This window comes from Peribacillus sp. 05N428 (assembly GCF_056397085.1).
In genome coordinates, this window is sequence record NZ_JBFTMS010000025.1 from 56,875 (window position 1) to 79,614 (window position 22,740).

19 protein-coding genes and 1 pseudogene are annotated in these 22,740 nt (G+C 41.3%); 13 read left to right on the plus strand and 7 right to left on the minus strand.

Annotated elements, in window-relative coordinates; translation table 11 throughout:
* Positions 1 to 332: 332 nt before the first annotated feature.
* The gene (locus AC1DIV_RS20460; protein ID WP_340878312.1) at positions 333 to 776 is read right to left on the minus strand and encodes an ABC transporter ATP-binding protein; all 444 of its coding nucleotides are present in this window, start codon (positions 774 to 776) and stop codon (positions 333 to 335) included.
* A 56-nt stretch (positions 777 to 832) separates the two neighbouring features.
* On the opposite strand from AC1DIV_RS20460, the gene AC1DIV_RS20465 reads away from it, so the two are divergent.
* The 3 genes from AC1DIV_RS20465 (at position 833) to AC1DIV_RS20475 (ending at position 2,868) form a co-directional block, all read left to right on the plus strand.
* Complete coding sequence (locus tag AC1DIV_RS20465; RefSeq protein WP_340878313.1) at positions 833 to 1,075, plus strand: alpha/beta hydrolase; 243 nt, start codon at positions 833 to 835, stop codon at positions 1,073 to 1,075.
* A 168-nt stretch (positions 1,076 to 1,243) separates the two neighbouring features.
* A complete protein-coding gene (locus tag AC1DIV_RS20470; protein WP_251543070.1) occupies positions 1,244 to 1,417 on the plus strand; it encodes an MbtH family NRPS accessory protein in 174 nt (57 codons plus the stop codon).
* Entirely contained in the window at positions 1,414 to 2,868 is a 1,455-nt protein-coding gene (locus AC1DIV_RS20475; protein ID WP_340878315.1) for a DHA2 family efflux MFS transporter permease subunit, read from the plus strand. Before AC1DIV_RS20470 ends, AC1DIV_RS20475 begins: the two co-directional genes overlap by 4 nt.
* Before the next feature lie 215 nt (positions 2,869 to 3,083).
* Here the strand turns inward: AC1DIV_RS20475 and AC1DIV_RS20480 are convergent, their stop codons facing one another.
* Entirely contained in the window at positions 3,084 to 4,817 is a 1,734-nt protein-coding gene (locus tag AC1DIV_RS20480; protein ID WP_340878316.1) for an AAA family ATPase, read from the minus strand.
* A gap of 250 nt (positions 4,818 to 5,067) precedes the next feature.
* Between AC1DIV_RS20480 and def the strand changes: the two genes are divergently transcribed.
* A complete protein-coding gene (gene def, locus AC1DIV_RS20485; RefSeq protein ID WP_048688779.1) occupies positions 5,068 to 5,646 on the plus strand; it encodes a peptide deformylase in 579 nt (192 codons plus the stop codon).
* 42 nt (positions 5,647 to 5,688) lie between these two features.
* Here the strand turns inward: def and AC1DIV_RS20490 are convergent, their stop codons facing one another.
* Entirely contained in the window at positions 5,689 to 6,390 is a 702-nt protein-coding gene (locus AC1DIV_RS20490) for an SGNH/GDSL hydrolase family protein (protein ID WP_340878318.1), read from the minus strand.
* Positions 6,391 to 6,518: 128 nt separating this feature from the next.
* Positions 6,519 to 8,033, minus strand: a complete 1,515-nt coding sequence (locus tag AC1DIV_RS20495; protein WP_340878319.1) for an MDR family MFS transporter — start codon at positions 8,031 to 8,033, stop codon at positions 6,519 to 6,521.
* A 132-nt stretch (positions 8,034 to 8,165) separates the two neighbouring features.
* Between AC1DIV_RS20495 and AC1DIV_RS20500 the strand changes: the two genes are divergently transcribed.
* From AC1DIV_RS20500 to AC1DIV_RS20515, 4 genes are all read left to right on the plus strand, one after another.
* A complete protein-coding gene (locus AC1DIV_RS20500; protein WP_340878320.1) occupies positions 8,166 to 8,645 on the plus strand; it encodes a MarR family winged helix-turn-helix transcriptional regulator in 480 nt (159 codons plus the stop codon).
* A gap of 191 nt (positions 8,646 to 8,836) precedes the next feature.
* Positions 8,837 to 9,682, plus strand: coding sequence for an iron uptake system protein EfeO (gene efeO / locus AC1DIV_RS20505; RefSeq protein WP_340878322.1), 846 nt, complete (start codon positions 8,837 to 8,839; stop codon positions 9,680 to 9,682).
* A complete protein-coding gene (efeB, locus tag AC1DIV_RS20510; RefSeq protein ID WP_477577296.1) occupies positions 9,683 to 10,969 on the plus strand; it encodes an iron uptake transporter deferrochelatase/peroxidase subunit in 1,287 nt (428 codons plus the stop codon).
* 86 nt (positions 10,970 to 11,055) lie between these two features.
* Positions 11,056 to 12,810, plus strand: a complete 1,755-nt coding sequence (locus tag AC1DIV_RS20515) for an FTR1 family iron permease (RefSeq protein ID WP_477577298.1) — start codon at positions 11,056 to 11,058, stop codon at positions 12,808 to 12,810.
* 42 nt (positions 12,811 to 12,852) lie between these two features.
* Here the strand turns inward: AC1DIV_RS20515 and AC1DIV_RS20520 are convergent.
* A pseudogene (locus tag AC1DIV_RS20520) lies at positions 12,853 to 13,207 on the minus strand (DUF4395 domain-containing protein).
* Between the two features lie 643 nt (positions 13,208 to 13,850).
* On the opposite strand from AC1DIV_RS20520, the gene AC1DIV_RS20525 reads away from it, so the two are divergent.
* The 5 genes from AC1DIV_RS20525 to AC1DIV_RS20545 all read left to right on the plus strand — a co-directional run bounded on the left by AC1DIV_RS20525 (position 13,851) and on the right by AC1DIV_RS20545 (position 21,167).
* On the plus strand, positions 13,851 to 14,300 hold the full coding sequence (locus tag AC1DIV_RS20525) for a MerR family transcriptional regulator (protein ID WP_445670149.1): 450 nt from the start codon (positions 13,851 to 13,853) through the stop codon (positions 14,298 to 14,300).
* A 197-nt stretch (positions 14,301 to 14,497) separates the two neighbouring features.
* Positions 14,498 to 15,796, plus strand: coding sequence for a hemolysin family protein (locus AC1DIV_RS20530; protein ID WP_340878622.1), 1,299 nt, complete (start codon positions 14,498 to 14,500; stop codon positions 15,794 to 15,796).
* Between the two features lie 288 nt (positions 15,797 to 16,084).
* Positions 16,085 to 18,886, plus strand: a complete 2,802-nt coding sequence (locus AC1DIV_RS20535; protein ID WP_340878327.1) for a response regulator — start codon at positions 16,085 to 16,087, stop codon at positions 18,884 to 18,886.
* Between the two features lie 28 nt (positions 18,887 to 18,914).
* Positions 18,915 to 19,748, plus strand: a complete 834-nt coding sequence (locus AC1DIV_RS20540; protein ID WP_034304823.1) for a CheR family methyltransferase — start codon at positions 18,915 to 18,917, stop codon at positions 19,746 to 19,748.
* 276 nt (positions 19,749 to 20,024) lie between these two features.
* Complete coding sequence (locus AC1DIV_RS20545; RefSeq protein ID WP_340878328.1) at positions 20,025 to 21,167, plus strand: PP2C family protein-serine/threonine phosphatase; 1,143 nt, start codon at positions 20,025 to 20,027, stop codon at positions 21,165 to 21,167.
* A gap of 114 nt (positions 21,168 to 21,281) precedes the next feature.
* On the opposite strand, the gene AC1DIV_RS20550 is transcribed toward AC1DIV_RS20545, so the two are convergent.
* Complete coding sequence (locus tag AC1DIV_RS20550) at positions 21,282 to 21,452, minus strand: CsbD family protein (protein WP_065310846.1); 171 nt, start codon at positions 21,450 to 21,452, stop codon at positions 21,282 to 21,284.
* 81 nt (positions 21,453 to 21,533) lie between these two features.
* Positions 21,534 to 22,292 (minus strand): alpha/beta hydrolase, encoded by a 759-nt coding sequence (locus AC1DIV_RS20555; protein ID WP_048688814.1) that lies wholly within the window; start codon positions 22,290 to 22,292, stop codon positions 21,534 to 21,536.
* Positions 22,293 to 22,740 lie beyond the last annotated feature (448 nt).

The following is a 22,740-nucleotide window of genomic DNA, read 5'->3' on the forward strand; positions in this document are numbered from 1 at the left end:
GATGTCGACTTGTCGACATCCCTTTTGACTTTAGACTGTAGACAAACTAAAGTGAGTTTGCCTGCAGTTTTTTTATGGCTAGTACAATTTGGATGTTGATTTCCAATCCAGGCACTCGCTTTCCGCGGTCGGTCGGGGAGCCTCCTCGGCTTGCGCCTGCGGGGTCTCCCCTAGACGCGCTTTTCTAAGCAGGAGTCCCGTACCTTCCTCTCCAATCAACTATGTTATAAAATTTAGATGGAAACCATACCTGAGGAGTTGGAGGTGTTGGTTTGGGTCAGTTGATTCGGGAATATCATTTGATGAATTATACGTTTTCCGAACCACACCTTTCAATTGGATAAAACGGCTTCTTTATATACTTCTTGCTGTGATAAATTGTCATAACCTAAACAAACGGGTGCTCCATTGGCCGGATCTATCATCACCCTTGCATGAATACGAAAGACTTCCTCTAAAACGGCAGGTGTGATGATTTCCCCTGGGGTACCGATTTTAACGATTTCCCCTTCCTTCATCGTTATGATTTCATGTGAGAACCGTGACGCATGGTTAATGTCATGCAATACCATGACAGTCGTTATTTTTTGTTCTTTATTAAGCTTTTCAACTATTTGCAAAACCTCTAGTTGATGTGCCATATCAAGGTAGGTGGTTGGCTCATCCAATAATAAAATCTCCGTTTTCTGTGCTAAAGCCATTGCCAGCCAAACCTTTTGTCTTTGACCACCGGATAGATTGGCGATTTGCCGGTTTCGAAATGGCTGGAAGCCCATCTCTCCATTGGAACAAAAAGTGGTTCCGTGAGGAGGAGGAGAAGTTTCTTTCCCGATTGAATCAAGGAAAGGATGGTGATATTTCCTTTTTGCTTGGCGTGGGGGAGCTGGAAGGCAACCATAAAAGCGGGATGAATGAAAATGCTTTGGAATTATCAAAACGATTATCCTTGAAGGATAGCAGAGTGAATGTTCAATTCAACGAGTTTGAAGGGGAAGGGCATCTTTCAGTTTTGCCGCCTTTGATTAACAGGGCTTTGCGTGTTGCTTTGAAGAGAAATGTGACTGGTAAGAAATAGGACTTTCTCAGTAAATCCACGGAAGGCACTTGACCAGTAAGTTATAAATATATATCATTACCTGTAGATTATGATTGATAATGATTATCATTATTGGTTGGCTAGGAGATTGCTAACAAACATTCACTATCGAGAATTTGAAAAAATTATGAAGGAGGACAATGACTGATGACCAACCGTTTCGTGAATGAAAATGGGATCTACAATGAATTTATAATTGAAGAAGGTCGAAATTCCCTTTGGCCCACCTTTTTGGTTATTCCAGAAGGCTGGTCATTGATATATCGAGAGGACTGCTGGAAATACATAAAACTAGTTGCTAGCATTGATGGAACAAAATGAAAGTAAGGATACAAATGGACCCTAAAATAGTAGTTAGCATCGTTTATGTCATAGCGATGTTCATGGTTTCGATGGACGGGACGATTGTCAATGTGATCCTGCCAACGATCAGTAGTGAATTTAATCTTGATCCCTCTTCAGCCAGTGGCATTAATGTAGGATATTTAGTAAGCCTGGCTGTATTCCTTCCGGTAGCTGGGTGGCTTGGGGATCGTTTTGGAACCAAGAACATCTTCTTGATGGCATTGGGTGTCTTTACGGCAGCCTCCTTTTTATGCGGATTCGCTAATAATCTTCAAACCTTGAATTTGTTCAGGGTTTTGCAGGGGGCAGGAGGCGGGATCCTTACACCAATTGGAATGGCCATATTATTTAGAACGTTCTCTGTTGAAGAACGCCCAAAGGTGTCCCGTTCCCTTGTGCTTCCCATAGCATTCGCACCAGCTGTTGGTCCGATTGTTGGCGGATTCCTTGCGGAGCAGCTGTCTTGGCGTTGGGCATTTTATATAAATGTCCCTTTCGGAATTATGGTCCTGATATTCGGTGTATGGTTTTTAAAAGAAAATAAAGAATCAACTGCTGGCAGATTGGACCTTCCAGGATTCTTATTGTCAGCTGCAGGCTTTTCCATGCTGATGTATGCAATGAGCTTAGGACCATCTAAAGGATGGGGTTCCCCCGTTATCATGTATACAGGAATTATCGGTGCAGTTCTTGTTCTCTCATTTATTCTATTGGAGCTGCGTGTGAACGAACCGATGCTTGATTTGCGTTTATTATCCGATCGATTGTTTCGGACATTGGGCATCATTTCATTATTTTCAATGGCGGGCTTATTGGGGATGCTCTTCGTGTTCCCGTTAATGTATCAAAGTTCGCTTCATGCTTCAGCTTTAGAAAGCGGGCTGACCACTTTCCCGGAAGCTATAGGTTTGATGGTGGCCTCCCGGATGATGCCTTGGACTACGAAGAAACTGGGCATACATCAGGTGATCCGGATAGGGCTGCTTGGTACAATCATCATTTATACATTGATTAGCATTGTCGGGCCGACAGCCAACCCCTGGTTCCTTCGTGCCTTATTATTTAGCGTCGGTATCTGTTTGGGACATACTGTTGTGGCCGTACAGTTTTCCACTTTCACCAATATCAACTCTGCTTCGATGGGAATGGCGGCCACATTGTTCAATGTCCAAAACCGGATTGGCTCTGCCATTGGTGTAGCCATCCTAGCCAGCATTCTGGGGGAAGTGGGCACTAGCTCGATAGGAACGAATGGGGAGCACCATGTTATTTTAATATCCTATCAATTTGCTCTCCTAGGTTCTGTGGCTTTGCTCGTCATAGCCCTATTATTTGCGATGCGTTTGAAAAAGGATGATTTTAAGGCCAAGATACCGAAACAACATATGGCTAAATCCCTTGATGTAAAACAGGTCAGAAGCGGATAAGTAACTCATTCAGTCAGGTTTCCGGTAGAGGAAGGCCACTGTGATTTTGCCAGTGACCTCCCTTTCATTTTGTTTTGCTAGCAGCACAGGGACTGCCTACATAAAATATTAATTAAAGATTGGCTTTGCGGCTCAATACCACATATGAAAAAAAGAGCCTGTTTTATTGCAAACAGGCTCTGGAAATCAGTTCTTAAGACTTAGTGGGAAGAGTATTATGCATTCGAGCATATGCCGGTTATTTCCGAAGCGTCAACGATACGCTGAACTTCAGTTCCCTCAAGTGTCTCTTTTTTCAATAACTCTTCAACGAGCTCTTCATACTGTAGGCGATTCGAGTCAATCAACATTTCCGTTTCCTGAATCGCTTTCGTGAATAATTCCTGCATCTTTTGCTCCTTCTCACCTTTATTGAAGGTGAGGGTAAATCCATCTTGAAGCATTCCGGTATCGACCATTTGTTCCAGCAGATGTTTCGCCTGCTGTACATCTCCGCCTACACCGATGCTATGTTCCCCTAAATACATTCTTTCCGCCACGCCGCCTGCCAAGATCATTTTGACTTGATCAAGCAATTCACTGGCTGTTGCCAGATGAAGTTCTTTTGGTATTGGCGCTACATATCCAAGGGCTTCCCCACGCGGAATGATGGTAGCCTTTCTAACGGAACCAGGCTTTGTCAAAGCAGCGATCAGGGCATGTCCACTTTCATGGATGGCCACACGCCGCTTCGTATCCGCGTCATTCAAGGTACGTGATGTCGCTCCAAGAATCGTACGGTCAATGGCGTAATCAAGATCCTGTTTACGAATCATATCCTGTTCATTCCTCAGGGCATGACGTGAGGCAGTATCGAAAAGGGAGCTTAAGTCAGCGCCGGAGAAACCGGATGTACTTTCAGCCAACTCATCCAGGGAAGCCAGGACATCTGTCGCTAGACGCTTTCCCTTCGTATGGATATCGATGATTTCCTTTCTTCCTTGTGTATCCGGAAGTGGGACTTGGAAAGAGAAATCAATCCTGCCAGGACGTAGAAATGCCTCATCGAGCATATCTTTCCTGTTGGTCGCTGCAATGAATAAAATGCCTTCATTTGGATGGCCTCCATCCAATTGGACAAGCAGTTCGGTTAACGTTTTTTCGCCTTCTTCCCCGCCATGGGGTTTCCTTTTACCAGCCAATGCGTCCACTTCATCGATGAAAATGACAGCTGGCGATTGCTTACGTGCATTTTGGAAAAGGCTGCGGACTCGGGCTGCACCGACTCCAACAAACATTTCGTTGAAGGCTGAACCGCTCGTTGAGAAGAAGTTTGCACCAAGCTCTTTTGCAATTGCCTGTGCAAGCAGCGTTTTCCCCGTTCCAGGAGGGCCGTATAATAAAATGCCTTGAGGCGGCTTAATTCCAATTTTAGCTGAACGTTCAGGTTCCTTTAGTGTAGTAAGTGTCTGAAGGATTTCCTGTTTGATATCGGATTGCAAACCGCCTACATCATCCAAAGTTATCTCAGGCAGGGGTTTTGGGGTGGAAAGGCTTTGTTTTTTGCTGCCGATCCGCAATCCGCCCTTTGATTTTTTCTGTATAATGACACCGGTTGTGACGAGAGCCGCCATTAACCCGCCTAAAATCCATAATGCTGATTTATTAGTTGATGAAAAAGAATATTGAACGTTATAAGTTTCGACTAGTTTATTGATCATTTGACTGTTGGGAGGAATACTGGAAACGTATTCTCCATCTGGTGTGGAGATGTGAAGAGTGCCATTTCTTTTTTCTTCAATGGTGACAAGAGCTCCATTTTGGGCTTTAATCGTTTTTTCCACCGATGAAAAAGGAATGACCATATCCTTTGACTGAGTAACAGCATACCAACTGATTCCAGCAATTATCACAATGAGAGCCGTAAGGAACGGCAGCAATTTCGAAACTAATTTAGAGTTCGAGTTCAATTTTTCATCTCCTTTAAGTATATATATTCAGTATAAAATTTTTAAACATGTAATCTATAGGTCTTTGTACCTTAAATTAAAGGTAAATAATGTTAAAGGCAAGAAATAACACTTATATATGAGAGTTTAAAGAGTCCGGAATTTAGAAATATTTAATCTAACCGGCATATTAGACTTTTTAAATGCGAAATGCTAAAGTGAAATGGTCTAAGTCATGAAAAAATAAAATGGTAGAAGAGTGTGAAGTTCTATGAGTAAATTTATAAAAGACTATATGATTACAATGAAGGATATCGTCAGAGAAGGGGATCCCATTCTGCGTCAGGTAACGGATGAAGTTAGCCTGCCGATATCGGATGAAGATCGTGAAACGCTGGAATGCATGATGCAATACCTGAAAAACAGTCAGGATCCAAAACTCCAAAAGAAGTTCAACTTGCGTGAAGGAGTTGGGTTGTCTGCCAATCAGATAGGCTTGAATAAACGCATGTTCGTCATGTATTTTCCCGACGAAAAGGGGAAGCTGTTTGAATATGCCCTAGTGAATCCGAAAATCATCAGCCACTCGGCCACAATGATCTATTTACCGCAAAGTGAAGGCTGCCTTTCTGTCGACCGTGATATTAAAGGATATGTACCGCGTTATGAACGGGTTAAAATCAAAGCTTTGGACGGTAATGGTGAGGAAATAGAGATGCGGCTGAAGGGCTTTGCTGCAATCGTGTTTCAACATGAGCTAGATCATTTGAACGGGATGATGTTTTATGACCGGATCAATACCGAAAACCCTTTCAAGCTTCCGGAAAACGTGGAAGTGAAAAGTCTGTAAAACCCAAAAAGGCAAAGCGCCATGCTTTGCCTTTTTACCGTTTTATGGCTGAGGAAACCTATCTTCATCCATATGCTTCCGCAAATCACTGAAAATGGCCAGGCTCATTTGCTGGTATCCTTCTGAAGTGAGGTGGATGCCATCATCGCTAATCAAGGGACCCAAGTCACCGGAGGATTTAATATAGGAACGGACGTCGATCAAAGGCACCTTTAGTTCCTCTGCAAGGCTTTTCAATTGGCGATTATACATCCCATGCCAATGTTCAATACCGCCGACATGGGAAACGAAATGCCCGATTGAATGACCGAACTTATCGGCGATGGATCTGTAATATCTGGCAGGATCCAGTGGCGGAAGAGTTAAAAGGAAAGGGGTAATATGCTTGTCCTGAACCTGCTTGACAAGTTGTGTGATATTTTCCAGGTAGCGTTCGATTGGAACGATGGGCTCATGGTCACCATCTGGATTCTTGGCTACTTCGTCCCAATGAAAGTTACAGTCGTTTCCACCGACCTCTATTAATACGATATCGGGATTTTCAGACATGACGTCTTTCTCGATCCGGCTAACCAACAGGTCGGAGTTATCATTGAAAACCCCTTTATTCAAAACCTCGACGAATGGCAAAGATTCTGTTAGCTTAGCTAAAGAGTTTGGATAATTTTCTTTAATGATGCGAAGGCGCCCTCTAACATAAGAAATGCCTCTTGTTAAACTGTCTCCAAAACATACGATCTTCAAACTTCTCACCTCGGTATGTGAATGTGTTACTTATATTTTAGTAGTCGAATGATTTTTCGGCAATCATCACCTCCTTTATAGAAGGGAGATGAAAATACAAAAAGCGCTGGAAGTGCAGCGCTTCTTGTTTATTGAAAGGATTCCTTTTTTGAAGGTGTTTCCACCCTTGTTTTTCCCATGAAGAACACAGTGATGGCTGCAAGACCGATCGGTATTAGGGCTAAGGTGAATATCATTGATATCGAATCGGACATCGCATGAACGATTTTATCCAGGATAAAGTCAGGAATCTCGGCACGTGCATCCGATTGGAAGAGCTGGCGTGGATCCTCCATCAATCCGGCTGTATCCGGACTTCCTTGCATTCCTTTAAACGCATCCGTCATTTTACTTGTGAATACATTGTTCTGAATCGCTCCATAAATCGTTACACCGAGTGTCATCCCAAAAGAACGAAGGAAGGAGTTTGTTGAGTTGGCCGACCCCCGGTATCTAGGTTCCAAGTTGTGGATGGATGCTATAGGCAAGAGGGAGAAGGAAAAGCCCATGCCAAATCCAGTCAAAATCATGTACAAAGTTAATAAAGTCCTGCTGGTATCCTGGGTGATGGTCCCTAATAAAAGCATTCCTGCAAAATAAAAGATGACGGAAATCGTCATTAAGTTACGAAAGCTTGTCTTTGTATTGAATATCCCGCCAATTGCACTGCCGAATACAGAACCAAGCATCATGGGAGTTAGGATCAGTCCTGCATTTGTTGCGGAACCACCGTAAACTGCCTGCACGAAAATCGGGATATAGACGGTTAATATAATGAATGTACCGCCATAAAGAATCGCTAAAATCTGAGAAGTGGCAAATAATCGCCTTTTAAACAGCCATAATGAAATGATTGGATCTTTTGCTCTTTTTTCGAAAAAGAAAAATGAAACGAAGAAAACTACAAAACTGGCAAACAGGCCTATGATGGGAGAGGAACTCCAGCCATACTCCCCGCCCAGTTCGAGAGCGAACATTAAGCTGATAACGGCAATGACGAGAGTTGCTGCGCCACCCCAATCAATTTTTTGCTCTCGGGTGTTGGGTGACTCCTTGTAATAATTCCAGATGAAAAATAAAGAAATGATCCCAATCGGAACATTGACGTAGAAAATCCAGTGCCAGCTGGAGTATTCGGTAATATAGGCACCTAAAAGTGGTCCCAATACGCTTGATGCCCCAAATACAGCACCGAAAAGGCCAGTTAATTTTCCCCGTTTTTCAGGTGGGAAAATATCAAAAATGATCGTAAAGGCTATAGGCATCAGGGCGCCTCCGCCGATCCCTTGGATTGCACGGAAGATACTTAACTGCACGATGCTCTGAGCCATGCCGCATAATGCGGAACCAATCAAAAAGACTATAAGTCCGAAAATAAAAAACCTCTTTCTTCCATACATGTCCGAAAGCTTACCGAATATCGGCATACTTGCCATCGTGGCGACCATATAGGCAGATGTCACCCATACAAACTTATCAAATCCGCCTAAATCAGAAACGATCGTTCCCATAGCCGTCGCAACAATCGTATTATCCATTGCTGACATCAAGATACTCAGCAGTAAACCGGCAACAATGAATTTTTGTTTTTTTTGATCGTTCATTTATTTATTTTCCTCCTTCATATCAACCAGCTCATGAATTTCCTTTACATGGTTGAAGGGTAACGTTAAGATGAAACAAAACATTTATCTTGATAATCAAGATAAATTCAAGTGTAAAAGGGGTGGCATTTTATGTCAAGCGATAATAGGGTGAATTCAACTCTGTTAGAGAGTTTAACACACAGATTGCAGCGGTATGGAATGAGATCCGTGTTATTTCAACAAAATATGGCCCAGAAAATAGGCGTGTCCCATACGGACTTAAAGAGTGCTGAAATATTGAATGAAACAGGACCGATTACCGCCGGTGAATTATCCAAAATTACAGGATTGAGCACGGGTTCGGTTACGGCACTGATCAATCGCCTTGAGAAGTCGGGTTATGTTAAAAGGGAACGAGATCAATTGGACGGAAGAAAGGTCATGATTATGCCGATACCGGAAAGGCAGGAACAGATTAAATCGCACTATCAATCGCTCTCTATGGCCACAAAAGAATTATGCTCAGCTTATAATGAGCAAGAGCTAATATTGATCAATCAATTTGTTGAGGAAATCACAAAAATCATGGATAAAGAAAATGACAAGTTAATGAGTGAGCGTGAAAGGTAGCTGAAATGTAGGCTGCCTTTTTTATTTTTAGCCAGCTGGGAGCTACTTATCCTGCGAAAGCAAAAGGGATAGCGTGGATTCTTTTCAAAGAGAATGAATAATGTCACGTTTCCATTAAAAATATATATTGATAATGATTCTCATTATCTGCTAATATAAATCTACAAATCATTTCAAAGGGAGAATACAAAATGAAAAAAGCAAAGGCGTCATTAGCGGTCTTACTATCAACCAGCCTATTATTTGGCTGTGCGCAGGAAAAGGAAGAAGCCAAGACGGCAGATGATAATGCCAAAGAAGCAAGTGCGAGTAAGCTTGATGATGTATCTAGCGAGTACCGGGAATATGCCATCGGTGAAATAGAAGAGTTCGTAAACGCAACGGAAGAATTCACTGAGGCCGTATCTGCCGGTGATATTGAAAAAGCGAAGGAATTATACGCACCAGCCCGCATGCATTATGAGAGAGCGGAACCAATCGCTGAAGTATTTGGGGATCTTGATCCCAAAATCGATGCGCGTGAAGGGGATGTCAAAGATGAAGACTGGGGCGGTTACCATAGGATTGAAATGGGGCTATGGCAAGAAAATACAACGAAGGGCTACGAAAAGTATGCAGAACAATTAATGAGTGACGTCAATTTGCTTCGAGCCAAAGTTGAAACGGTTGAGGTAACACCTGATTTGTTGATCACGGGTGCGGTGGATTTATTGAATGAAGTTTCCACGAGCAAAGTGACAGGAGAAGAAGACCGATACTCCCATACCGACCTGTATGATTTCGTTGCAAATGTTGAAGGTGCAGAAAAGATCTATGAACTGCTTACTCCAGCGCTGAAAGAAAAGGATGCGAAGCTTGCTGAGGAAATCCAACAACGTTTTGACGATGTATACGGCTTGCTTGAAAAGCATAAAGAAGGGGATGGCTACATCTCATATACGGATTTAAAGGAATCTGAAGTCAAGGAGTTAAGTCAAGCAATTGATGCATTGGCTGAACCACTTTCGCAAATAGGGATTGTAACGGAGGAATCTTAATTGAAAGAACATACGCCTAAAGATGAAACCGGACTTTTTACAAAAAAAGTGAGTCGTCGAAATATGTTGAAAACGGCAGGAGTTGGTGGAATCGGAGTCGTGATAGGGGCTTCTGGATTTGGCGGGCTGCTGACACTTTCTGAACAAAGGGCAAAGGGACAAACTAAGGATATCGTTCCTTTTTATGGAGCACATCAAGCCGGTATCATCACTGAGGCGCAAGATAACCTTTACTTCGCATCATTGGAAGTAACCACAGATAAAAGATCAGACCTAATCCAGTTATTTAAGGATTGGACAGAGGCTGCGGCTCAGATGACTGAGGGGAATTTGATTGGTGAAGCATCCCTTAATACGAATATGCCCCCAAAGGATACGGGGGAAGCGAAAGAATTATCCCCCTCCAATTTAACGATCACTTTTGGAGTGGGTCCGACCCTGTTTTCGAAGGATGGCAAAGATCGATTTGGTTTGAAATCGAAAAGGCCTGCAGAATTAAAGGATCTGCCTCAATTCCCTTTAGATGCTTTAGAAGAAGAATGGAGCGGTGGGGATATTTGTATTCAAGCATGTGCAGATGATCTCCAAGTGGCTTTTCATGCCGTCCGGAACTTAGTGAGGATCGGAAGAGGGAAAACGATCATTCATTGGGCACAAACAGGTTTTCAACGGACTAAGCAAGCCGATTCACAAAAAACGACACCTCGTAACCTTTTCGGGTTTAAGGATGGGACGGTCAATCCGGATACGAATAATGACAATGAAATGAATGAGCATGTTTGGGTGAAGGGTGAAGACGGTCCTGACTGGCTTGTTGGAGGCAGTTATATGGTGGTGCGCCGAATCCAGATGTACATTGAAGTTTGGGACCGGACAATATTGAAGGAACAAGAAAATACGTTTGGCCGTCATCGTGACAGTGGAGCTCCATTAGGAATGAAGAATGAGTTCGATACCGTGGACCTTGAAGCTAAAGATCCAAATGGAAATCGGGTCATTCCGGAAGATTCGCATATGAGTCTTTCCAGGGGGGACGGAAAAGCAAAGATATTGAGGCGTCCATATTCATATGCAGATGGCATGGATCCTAAAACAGGGAGCTTCAATGCAGGATTGCTATTCATTTGTTTTCAGCGAAATCCAAGTAAACAATTCATTCCCATACAAGAGCGACTGGCGAAAAATGATAAGCTCAACGAATATATCGTTCACAAGGGCAGTGCCATGTTCGCTTGTTTACCAGGTGTGAAAAAGGGTGGCTATATTGGGGATTCCCTTTTTGGATAAATATAATCTCAAATGAGGACGTGAAAATCGCCAGCATGGAAATTATCCAGTTGGCGATTTTAGTTCATGAATAAGGAGGGACCAGTATGACCGTTTCTAAATGGAAGAGTGGGATTTTGGTTTTAATAGTCAGCCTTTTATTTCTTTCGACGGCTGTAAGGGTTGTTTCGGCGGGTGAAAACCATGATCAGCTTTTTGTTTATATTGGCGATAGTTTAATGAAGGTAAAATCCGGAGACCTTGAGGAAGTGTCGAAAAATATCGATCTTTTCGAGAAAGATTGGCAAACGATAAAAACGGACAGCAAGAGTGCGAGGGAAGTCGACGAGAGGCTGTCTGCGGTAAAAAGTGCTGTGAGAGACGAAGCCTCCACAGATGAAATCAAGAAGCGATTATCGGCATTATCCAGTACTCTTGTTATTTATGATACCAACGAAAACCCTGTTGACAAGACGGACTATGAAGAACGCTTAGAAGCGATACTTCCTTTATTAGATAAGTTGGAAGCTTCGATAACTGAAGGTGACTTTGATCAAGCTAAAGTTCAATATACCAGCCTTCTGAGTCAATGGACCGACGCAGAGGTCATTGTCAGGGAGAAAAGTGTTGCTGCATATGGTGAATTTGAAACGAAAATGGCCTTTGTGCGGATAGCGATTACTCAAGACCCACCTGATTCGGAAAAAGCCCAAAAAAATCTAGCTGAATTGAAGGGCCTAATCGAGGATTTCCTTGCTGGTAAAGTTGAAGAGGGAAGCCAGGAGAATACCTATTCCCTTGGGGATATAACGCAACTTTTACAAGGAAGTGCAACGGATATTGAAAAGGGTGACATCGATTCTGCCGTTGATCAGCTAAATGAGATCTTGACAATTTGGCCTAATGTCGAAGGGGAGGTCTCCACAAGGGACAGCAAGCTTTACAGCGATATGGAAACGAAAGTCCCGACCGCAATCAGCCTGTTAGAATCGAAAAAGGTAAAGCCGGAGGAAGCGAAGGGAATCGTTTCCGATTTAAACACAAGGTTACTCCCTTTAATTAAAGATACGGGATATACGACATGGGATGCCGCTTCGATCCTTTTGCGGGAAGGGTTGGAAGCACTCTTAATTGTAGCTACATTGCTGTCTTTCCTAAAGAAAATCGGGCAAGCGGACAAACAAAAATGGATTTGGACAGGGGTTGGTGCGGGTTTAGCTGCCAGTTCCATATTGGCGGTCATAATCAATATCGTTTTCTCTCAGATCACGGCTGCGTCAAGCCGGGAATATATTGAGGGAATCACTGGGATAATAGCCGTATCAATGATGTTGACAATTGGTCTTTGGCTTCATGGTAAATCGAATGTTCATGCATGGAACCGGTATATCGACAAGCAAATGAACCAAGCCATTGCTACGGGAAGCATCATCTCTTTCGCTTTGATCAGTTTTCTATCCATATTCCGTGAAGGGGCCGAGACGATTATCTTTTATGCCGGTATGGCTCCTTATATGGAATTAAAGCAGCTGCTGAGCGGGATTTTCCTTGCCTTCCTCATTTTAGTGGTAATTGGTTTCATCATGCTGCGCTATAGTGTGAAATTACCGATGACCCTATTCTTTAAAGCGGCAACGGTACTCATATATGCCTTGGCTTTCAAGATTCTTGGAGTCTCCATTCATTCACTTCAGGTTTCACAGGTGATACAGACAAATACGATCAGTTCCTTTCCGTTTGTAGAAACGATAGGTCTTTATCCAACAATGGAAACGCTGGTGCCGCAAGCTGTATTGATTTTGCTGATTGTTTTGGCGACCATTTGGGTCAAAAAGAGTAATTTCTTACGTACAACCAAATAATATAATGGGACTGATGCATGTCAGTCCCATTTGTGTATGGTATTAGCGAATAGATCGGCGATAGGAATATTGCTTCCATTGATAAAGGATGAAGCAGCCGATGCAGAATCCAAGAATGGCTATGAGTGAAGCCATTCCGACCATCAAGGTGAATATATATCCGGTAACATCCCAACCAAGCAAAAAAGAAGTGAATCCAAGTCCTAAGCAAACTAAAGAGCTTGGCAAGACGCATCACTGGATTGAAATTAAAGAGAAGACCCAAAAGTCCCGCTGTTAAAGGAATGGCTAATATCCATAATTGTCCCGTTAATAAGGCAGTGGCTACGCTTAACAAAATGACCCATTGATTCGTTCGTACTAAGGGACGGGGAATGGAGCGAATTTCACTCGTCATAGAAAACCAACCTTCCTGATGTGTTTTGTTATATTTTATCCTTATTTTAATCACTTGTGAAGTGAAAGGTTAATCATGCAAATGATATCCTTATTTATAATAATTTTAATTTAGTATTGATTATTATTATAAAAGTAGTATAATATATTTATCATGAAATAAAAGTTAGGAGGACAGTATAAATGGTAGCAAAAGTTTGTGGAACATGTGGAACACCAATAAAAAAGTTAAAGCATTCTTCCCTATGCCAGTGCGGTCCTAAGATACTGAGCAATCAATTCTCAGTTAAAACAAAAAAATAAAATCCACTGGAATAGATCTTAAATTAAACCATTAAGCGGTTTGAGTTGTGGACAAAAAGGGTTCCATCTTAATTTTTAAACAAAGTTGATTGGAGCGGGTGTTCGAGGCTCCCGGAGACCGCGGAAAACGAGTGCCTTACGTTCCAATCAGCGTTCATATTTCATACACTCTCAAAAAATGCAGGCAATCGTTTGTCTACAGTCTGAACCGATTATTCAATTAATCGGTTTTTATTTTTCCAATGAAGGGTAAAGAGGATAATAAATATTTTTCATTTCAATTAAAATAATGTACGATTATGGAATAGAATAAAACGTCAGGAAGAATAGACATATTTTAGATGTGTCTAAACCATAACGTGACGGTTAGGAGGGGCTATGTTGGGAACGAGACTTTAAAAATTGGCGAGTTGGCGGAAATGGCGAATGTTACGAAACGAACCGTAGATTATTATACGAATCTTGGCTTGCTTAAAGCAGAACGTTCCGCCTCTAATTACCGTTATTATTCAGTCGGTGAACTTGAAAGGCTCCGCCGTATCGAAGGATACAAAAAAGAAAACCTTACATTGGAAGATATTAAAGAAATACTTAAAAAGGATAAGGAAGCCGCATCAGCAATTGAGGCAAAAGGTCTTCAGCTCAAGAATAAAATGGATGGCCTGAACGAAGAACTTCAGGAATTCATCAGCTTGATTGAAAAGGACGGAAAAAGTGAGCTTCTTCTAAAAAAACAGATATCCCGTGAAAGCATGGCCTTGATCCAATCATTACTAGTGTTGCTCGTATGATTAAAATTTAGCTCTATAGTTTTATGCACAAAGGTGCATATTAACGATATAGGCTAAATGGTTTTGGTTCATGTTATAAGGCAAAAATCGCTTATTAAACGAAAATAACCATTTATACAGGAGGTGCTTGGGATTAAGCCGTACATGTCTAATCCGAAGGTCAGTAGGATTGGAGCTATATGGCGAACCCGCACATATTGGAGATTTTTATAAAATTATTGGCAGTAGCTGCATTAATAGCATTAACCGCATTTTTCGTTGCATCGGAATTTGCAATCGTGAAAGTCAGAAGTTCCCGGATCAATCAATTAATTGAAGAAGGTCATAGAAATGCCCTCGCAGCCAAGAAAGTGACATCGCATATCGATGAGTACTTATCTGCCTGTCAATTGGGGATTACAGTAACCGCATTAGGTTTAGGGGTGTTGGGTGAACCGACGGTCGAGGCGATCTTAAAACCATTGTTCACTAAATGGGGATTAGAGGAATCTGTAAGTCACATCATCTCATTCCTGGTCGCGTTCGGTTCCGTGACATTCCTTCATGTTGTAGTCGGCGAACTCGCACCGAAAACGGTTGCGATTCAAAAGGCAGAAGAGGTAACCTTGCTATTTGCAAAGCCGTTAATTCTCTTTTACCGCATTTTATACCCATTCATTTGGTTACTGAATGGTTCTGCACGTCTCCTGACGGGCATGTTCGGATTAAAGCCTGCGTCCGAGTCCGAAATGGCCCATTCCGAAGAAGAGCTGCGCATCATTTTATCGGAAAGCTATAAAAGCGGTGAGATCAACCAATCGGAATACAAATATGTCAATCAGATATTTGAATTTGATGAGCGTATTGCCAATGAAATCATGGTTCCGCGTACGGAAATGACCGTTATCGAAAAAGGCATGCCATTATTGGAAGTTGTGGAACTGATTCAAGAGGAACAATACACAAGGTATCCGGTCATAGACGGTGATAAAGACAATGTCGTGGGAATGGTCAATATCAAGCGACTTTATACAGCGACCATTACAGAAGATAATGTAACGGCTTTGACGGTGGATTCCTTTGTAACACCCATCATCCGTGTTCTTGAAACGATCGCCATTCATGATCTTCTGCTTAAAATGCAGAAGGAAAGGATCCATATGGCAGTTTTGACCGATGAATATGGCGGAACAGCCGGTCTTGTAACGGTTGAAGATATCCTTGAAGAAATCGTCGGGGAAATCCGAGATGAATTTGACCAGGATGAACGTCCGCTCATTCAAAAAATTGAGGAAGGGCATTATGTATTCGATGCTAAAACATTGGTTGAAGATGTTAATGATACCCTTGCGATCGATTTGCCGGAGGAAGATATCGATACATTGGGAGGATGGTTCCTGACAGGCAGATTTGAAATTGCTGTCGGGGATAGAATTGAATACGCCGGATATGAATTTACTGTAAAGGAAATGGACGGCCACCATGTTTTATATGTTGAAGTGAAGAAGATTAAATAAACAGGATCACACCAAAAGCCGAAAGTGAAAACTTTCGGCTTTTATTATGTACGAACCATATATTTGGGTGTTTATGACAATGGTAAGGCAGACTGTTACTTAATTGGAAAAGGAATTCATGTAAAATGATAGTGTGGGTAACCATTTTAGCCTGGAAAATGTTAAAATTGATTTTGAGCAATGAAACTATCTATATATCATTTCAAAGAATATAAGGTGAGTTCTAGTATTTTGCAATGCCGTTATTTCGGGCTGGTATAAATAAGTATTGAAGGTGGGCGGGAAAAAATGGGTTTTAAGAAAAAGCAAATGTTGGGATTTGGTTTGATCTTGCTTTTCTTGGCTATTTTACTTTCATTCATGATGTTTACGCTAAACAATTTAAAGAGCAGCATGACTGAAATAGTTGAAAATCGCTATGAAAAAGTGCAAGCTTCGATGGAAATCCGTCAGCTTTTTTCTAGGTCGGACCGTGAGATTTTGTTTGCAGCCAATGATGCAAATAAAGAAGAAAGAGCAGAGAGCCTCGAAATCATCAATGAGAATCATAATTTGATTGAATCAAAAATTGCCGGGTTATCAGGTTCGTTAAATAAGGCGAAAGCGAAGCAATTATTGAAAGAGTTCGAGACCCAATATGCTTCTTACTCCATAACGGAGGCTGAAATCATCCAAAAGATAAAATCGGAAAACTCTTCTGATAATCTTTCAAGCCTGATGGATGACCAAAGGGAAAAGCGAACGAAAGTCATCAGTACGATGGATGAATTTAAGGATTACCAAGAAGGTGTCATGAAAGATACTTTAAGTAATTCGAAACAAACCTATGAAGATATGATCGGATTTGTAATTTTTGCGGTTATTCTCAGCATTTTGGTCATCTCCGTAACGGTTGTTTGGATGATCCGCAGTACATCGAAAGATCTGCAATCGATTACGAAGGTCATCGAAAATATCGATTATAAAAATTTGTCGGTCATACCAAGAATCCCGGTGCGGACCACTGATGAAATTGGGGATATAGCGAAATCGTTCAATGATATGGCGGAATCGCTTGAAATCTATAATCAAAAAGAAAAAGATTTCACTGAAAAGATCAGTGAACAGAACTGGATTCAGACCCGTGTTGCAGATATAGCTACCATGTATCAGCGCATTGTTGATGTGGAAGTCCTTGCTGACCGGTTCATTACAAGACTTGCACCGATGATGGGAGCTTCAATTGGAGCTTTTTACGTCAAACGGGGTGAGGGTGTGGATATGCGCTTTGTAAAGCTTGCCAGCTTTGCTGGAGATGGTGAAGATTCGGGCAGGCGTGAATTCCGTCTTGGCGAAGGTTTGATCGGTCAATGCGCCCTTGAAAAGAAATCCAAAGTCATCGAGGATATCCCTGAAGATTTCCAATTGGTTACGACAGGATTGGGGGAAGTCAACCCGAAAAGCATTGTCATTGCGCCAGTCGTTTTTGAGGATGAAGTGGTGGCGATGGTTGAACTGGCGAGTTTGGAGGCCTTTACGAAGCTGCAAAAAACGTTCCTGAACCAGGTTCTTGATACTCTGGGCATCACGATCAATAATGTAGAGGGCCGGATGGAAATAGAGCGTTTATTGAAGGAATCACAGGCACAGACTGAAGAGTTACAGGCTCAATCGGAAGAATTGCAATCACAGTCAGAGGAAATGCAAGCCCAATCGGAGGAACTGCAAACACAGGCTGAAGAGTTGCGAATGATCAATGAACAATTGGAAGAGAGAAATCGTGAAACGGAAGAAAAATCGAAAGAGCTTCAAGTCGCTAAACTGAATCTTGAAAAACAAGCGGAAGAATTGAAGTTAAGTTCAAAATATAAATCGGAGTTCATGGCAAATATGTCCCATGAATTGCGGACACCGCTCAATAGTATCCTGATTTTATCAGAAATGCTTTCAGATCCTAATGATAGTAAATTAAATGAAGAGCAACAGGAATTCGCTCGTGTCATTAATTCATCAGGCCAAGACTTATTAACGTTGATCAATGACATTTTGGATTTATCAAAAGTTGAAGTCGGAAAGCTTGAAGTGGTCTTTGATGAAATGAATTTGAGTGAGCTTCCTGAGTTATTGCACCGTAACTTCGATCATGTAGCGAAGAAAAAGAACATTGACTTTATAATCGAAAAAAGTAAAAACGTTCCGGATATTTTCTTTACGGATGAACAGCGCTTCCAGCAAATTTTGAAAAACCTGCTATCCAATGCATTTAAATTCACGGAAAAAGGTTCTGTGTCTGTCCAAATCAAAAAAGCTGATGAAGAAAATGTAGCACAATGGATACAGACAAAAGGAGCAAGCAATTGGGTTGAAATTAAGGTGACGGATACTGGCATCGGAATATCAAAAGAGAAGCAAAAACTTATCTTTGAAGCATTCCAGCAAGGTGACGGAGCTACAATGAGAAAATATGGCGGTACAGGACTTGGGCTATCGATTTGCCGGGAGTTTGCCAAACTTCTGGGAGGCTGGGTCATTGTAGATAGTGAAGAGGGGCAAGGCAGTACCTTTACTTTCTTTATTCCAAGCATGCCAGAGGGCTTCAAAAATGTCGACGAAGCAATAGCTGCTTCTCCGGAAGTGGCAGCAGCTAACCACGATGATTCTGTCGCGCCTTTTGGCGATCAGGGAGAACCGGATGCAGGTATGATGGATGAAGAAGATCTGGATAAGGCCAAACCATTCTGCAATAAAACAGTACTGGTCGTCGATGATGATCACCGTAATATATTTGCCCTGAAAAATGCGCTGAAGCATGAGGGGATGGAAATCCTTACAGCTGAAAACGGCTTTGAATGTTTGGAACTCCTTGAAAAAGGAAACAATATAGATGTTATATTGATGGATATCATGATGCCGGGTATGGACGGTTACGAAACGATGACCAGAATTCGCGAGCAAAGTAAATTCGAGGATCTTCCAATCATCGCGTTAACTGCAAAAGCGATGAAAGGCGATAGGGAAAAATGCCTGAAGGCCGGCGCTTCCGATTATGTCAGCAAACCATTAAAATTGGATCAGCTGCTATCCGTCCTAAGAGTATGGCTGACTAATTGATTGATAGTATGGGTGAGGAAGGATTTTCATGAAGGATACTTTAACGATTGAAGAAAGAGAAGATTTAGAAATCGAATTATTGCTAGAGGCCATTTATTCCGTTTCTGGCTTTGACTTTCGTAAATATATGCGTTCTTCAATAAAAAGAAGAGTTGAAAATAGAATGAGGCTGGACCATGTTCGCAGGATCAGCGGAATGATTGAAATGGTTTTATATGAAAAAGGGTATGTCGAGAAGCTATTGAGAGATTTTTCAATAAATGTCACTGAAATGTTTCGCGATCCGGATTTCTTTAAAGCCTTTCGTTTAAATATTGTACCGCTCCTGAAAAAACTTCCTGAAATCAGAATTTGGCATGCGGGATGTTCAACCGGTGAAGAAGCCTTTTCCATGGCGATCATCCTCAAGGAGGAGGGACTTTATGATAAGGCGAGGATTTATGCCACTGATATGAATGATGAAGTCCTCCGTCATGCGGAAAAAGGGATATTACCTTTAAATAGAATGCAGTCTTATACGAAAAACTATCTGCAAGCTGGAGGTAACCAGGAATTTTCGGAGTATTATACAACCGATTATCAAAATGCTTATCTTGATTCGGGCCTCCTTAAAAACATTGTGTTCTTCCAGCATAATTTAGTTACTGATGGTTCGTTCAATGAGTTCCATATCATCATGTGCCGGAATGTGATGATTTATTTTACCGGTGAATTACAGACCTATGTTAATCAGTTGTTTTATGACAGTCTTTGTAAAGATGGCTTCCTTGCGGTCGGCAGCAAGGAAACTCTTCATACATCATCCTTTTCGGAGGATTATGAGGACTTTGATTCAAAGGAACGGATTTATCGGAAACTGTAAAAAGAAAGAGTCCGCATATATGCGGACTCTTTCTTTTTGATTAAATTATTTTTCACTTTTTTTGAATAACTATGTTTAAGTCATCGGAAGAAGGGGTATATATAATGAGTTGGTCTCCATGCAGAATCTCGACTGCAGTTTATTATTATTAAAAGAGACTGAACTTCGTTATAATATAATGGAAAAATCCCTGTTAAGGGAGCTTTATAAAAGTACTGTTCCATATAAAAAAGATAAATGTTGCCGCTCGATATAAGCCAAAAGGGGAATGAAAGAATGACGATTTTAATCGTAGATGATAACCAGGTTAACCTTTTCGTTATAGAGAAAATTCTAAAACGAGCTGGCTATACGGATTTTCTATCATTAACTTCAGCTGTTGAGATGTTTGAATATTTACAGGTGGATAGTCCGCAACCTAAAGAGACTTCAGTTGATATCATTCTGCTTGATATCATGATGCCGGAGATCGATGGGATAGAGGCGTGCAGGAGACTTCAAAGTATTCCTCACCTTAGAGATATACCCGTGATTTTTGTGACCGCCCTTGAAGATTCAAACAAGGTGGCCGAGGCACTTGATGTTGGCGGAATTGATTATATAATGAAGCCCATCAATAAAATAGATTTACTTGCGAGGATTCGCGTGGGGTTAAGACTTAAATATGAAAAAGATTGGCATAAAATGCAGGATGAAAAAATCCGTAATGAATTGGATCTTTCCATGCAGGTTCAAAGCAGCTTATTAAGTGAACCCATTATAAATGACCACTTAACTATAAGGGCATCATACTTACCTGCGAATAAATTAGCAGGGGATATGTACTATTGGCACCGCATCGATGAAAATCGGTATGGGATCATCCTGTTGGATATGATGGGGCATGGCATATCCGCCTCACTTGTGTGTATGTTCATATCCTCCGTATTGAGGGATGCCATCAGGACTCATTCGGACCCAGTGTCAGTAATAAATGAAATGAATCGCTGGATGAGTACCCTTAATAAAGATGATAATCAAGTGCATTATTATTTTACCGCGATTTATATGATCATTGATACAGAGCAAAAGACAGTGGAATATGTAAATGCCGGACATCCTCCTGGATTTGCTTTAATGGACGATGGAAAAGTGGTCTCCCTTTCAAAAGGGACATGTCCTGTTGGTTTCTTCACCGAGATGAAAATAGAGAAATCCGTCATTCATTATGAAGAGAAGATTCAGCTTATGCTATTTACGGATGGAGTCATGGAAGCGATAGATCGAGAAGGGACGGAAGGGCTCAACCAAATAAAAGAAGCGGTCTCGACAAGATGGTTTGATTGTAAAGAATCTCCCCCTATCGATTTTTTGATGTCACCTGAAATGCAGCAAGATCAGCCTGATGATATGTGTGTTGTGGTTATTCAAGCGAATTGAAGAAGGAAGAGGCGGCAGATCATCTGCCGCCTCTTCTCTATAAAAGGGGGGTCACTTTTATATGAAATGAGAATGTTCGTTAAGAGAGTGAATCCTGTATTCGGCTATTTGCAATTAACGGTCATTTTTCAATTTACTAATGCCATCTTGGAGATTGCCTTTTAATTTATCGGCTTTACCTTCTGCTTGTAAGTGAGGATCATTTTTCGCGTTTCCGACTTGGTCTTTCGTTTCACCTTTAACTTTATTTACAGCACTCTTTACTTTGTCTGATAAACCGCTCATTATGTTACCTCCTTTTTCTTTATATACTGTATATACCCATGAAGTGAGTGGGTAAACCTGATTTATATGGAGAAAGGAGTTTTAAGAAGCGATGATTTCCCTTTTACTTAACCTTTGAATGAACTGATAGGAATGTTCAATGATATGATCTTTGTCATGATCCAACGACGCCACATGATATGAATTTTCAAGGCGCGCCATCTCTTTATCACCGGACATGACAGTATCGTAAATCTGATAGGAACACGAGTCCGGTACAACGTGGTCTTCTGGTGAATGGAAGATAAGTATCGGGCACGAAACGTCTATTAGTTTTTGGCTGGTATGTTCCATTATATCAAGCAATTGATTAATCGCTTTTGACGGAACTTGGTCATATGTGATTTCTTTAGGTGTATCGTCTTTTATGTCAGGCTTGCCTTCGGGAATGAAGCGTGGAACCGATTGGTTACGATATCTTTCATATTCAGGAACTTGGAGAGCGGCGTTGATGGTGAGAATTCCATCACAAGCCAATTTTGTCGCTAAGTCAAGAACAAGGGCACCTCCCATGGATTGTCCGATGGCGAAAACATGGGTGCAGGTTCGCTTTAATTTTGCATAAGCCATTTCAACATCTTGTATCCATTCTTGATAATGACTTGTTTCCATTTCATATTCATCCGTTCCGTGGCCTGCCAGTCGAGGAGCGAAGACAGTAAAGCCTTTGGCGGCAAATTTTTCACCTAAATACCTTACGCTTTGTGGCGTTCCGTTAAAACCATGGCAAATAAGGATGCCGATAGAATTGCCGGGTAAGAAAAAAGATTCCGCACCTGGTATTACCATTGCTGCTGTCATATTCCCATCTCCTTTGATTTAGCTAAGTTTTGTTAATAGAAAGTTTTAATAAAATTAACTATTCCGATTATTTTACTTGGTTATATAATAGCATAATGAAAATTATGAAGTCAACTTGGTTATGTCCCAAAACTTCACTATTATTAAGAAGCATCAAAAAGGATATGAAGATACTTATCAGGTCATTTTTGTCTTTCTATTATATAAGTGCTGTCTTGGAATTGTTGATAAACTGAAGATGCTAATCACCGATAATATATAAATATAAGAAATGGAGAAAAAGCATTGACTTTAAAGTGAAATGGGATTAATATAAATAAGCACCAACTAAGACATGCAAAAAAATTCATCGCTTTTGGCAGGTTGCTGAAAGAAATAATAACTATTGACTTCTTACTATGAAAATGATAAGATGAAATGGTCGCTGAAAAACACAGCGATTTAAAAT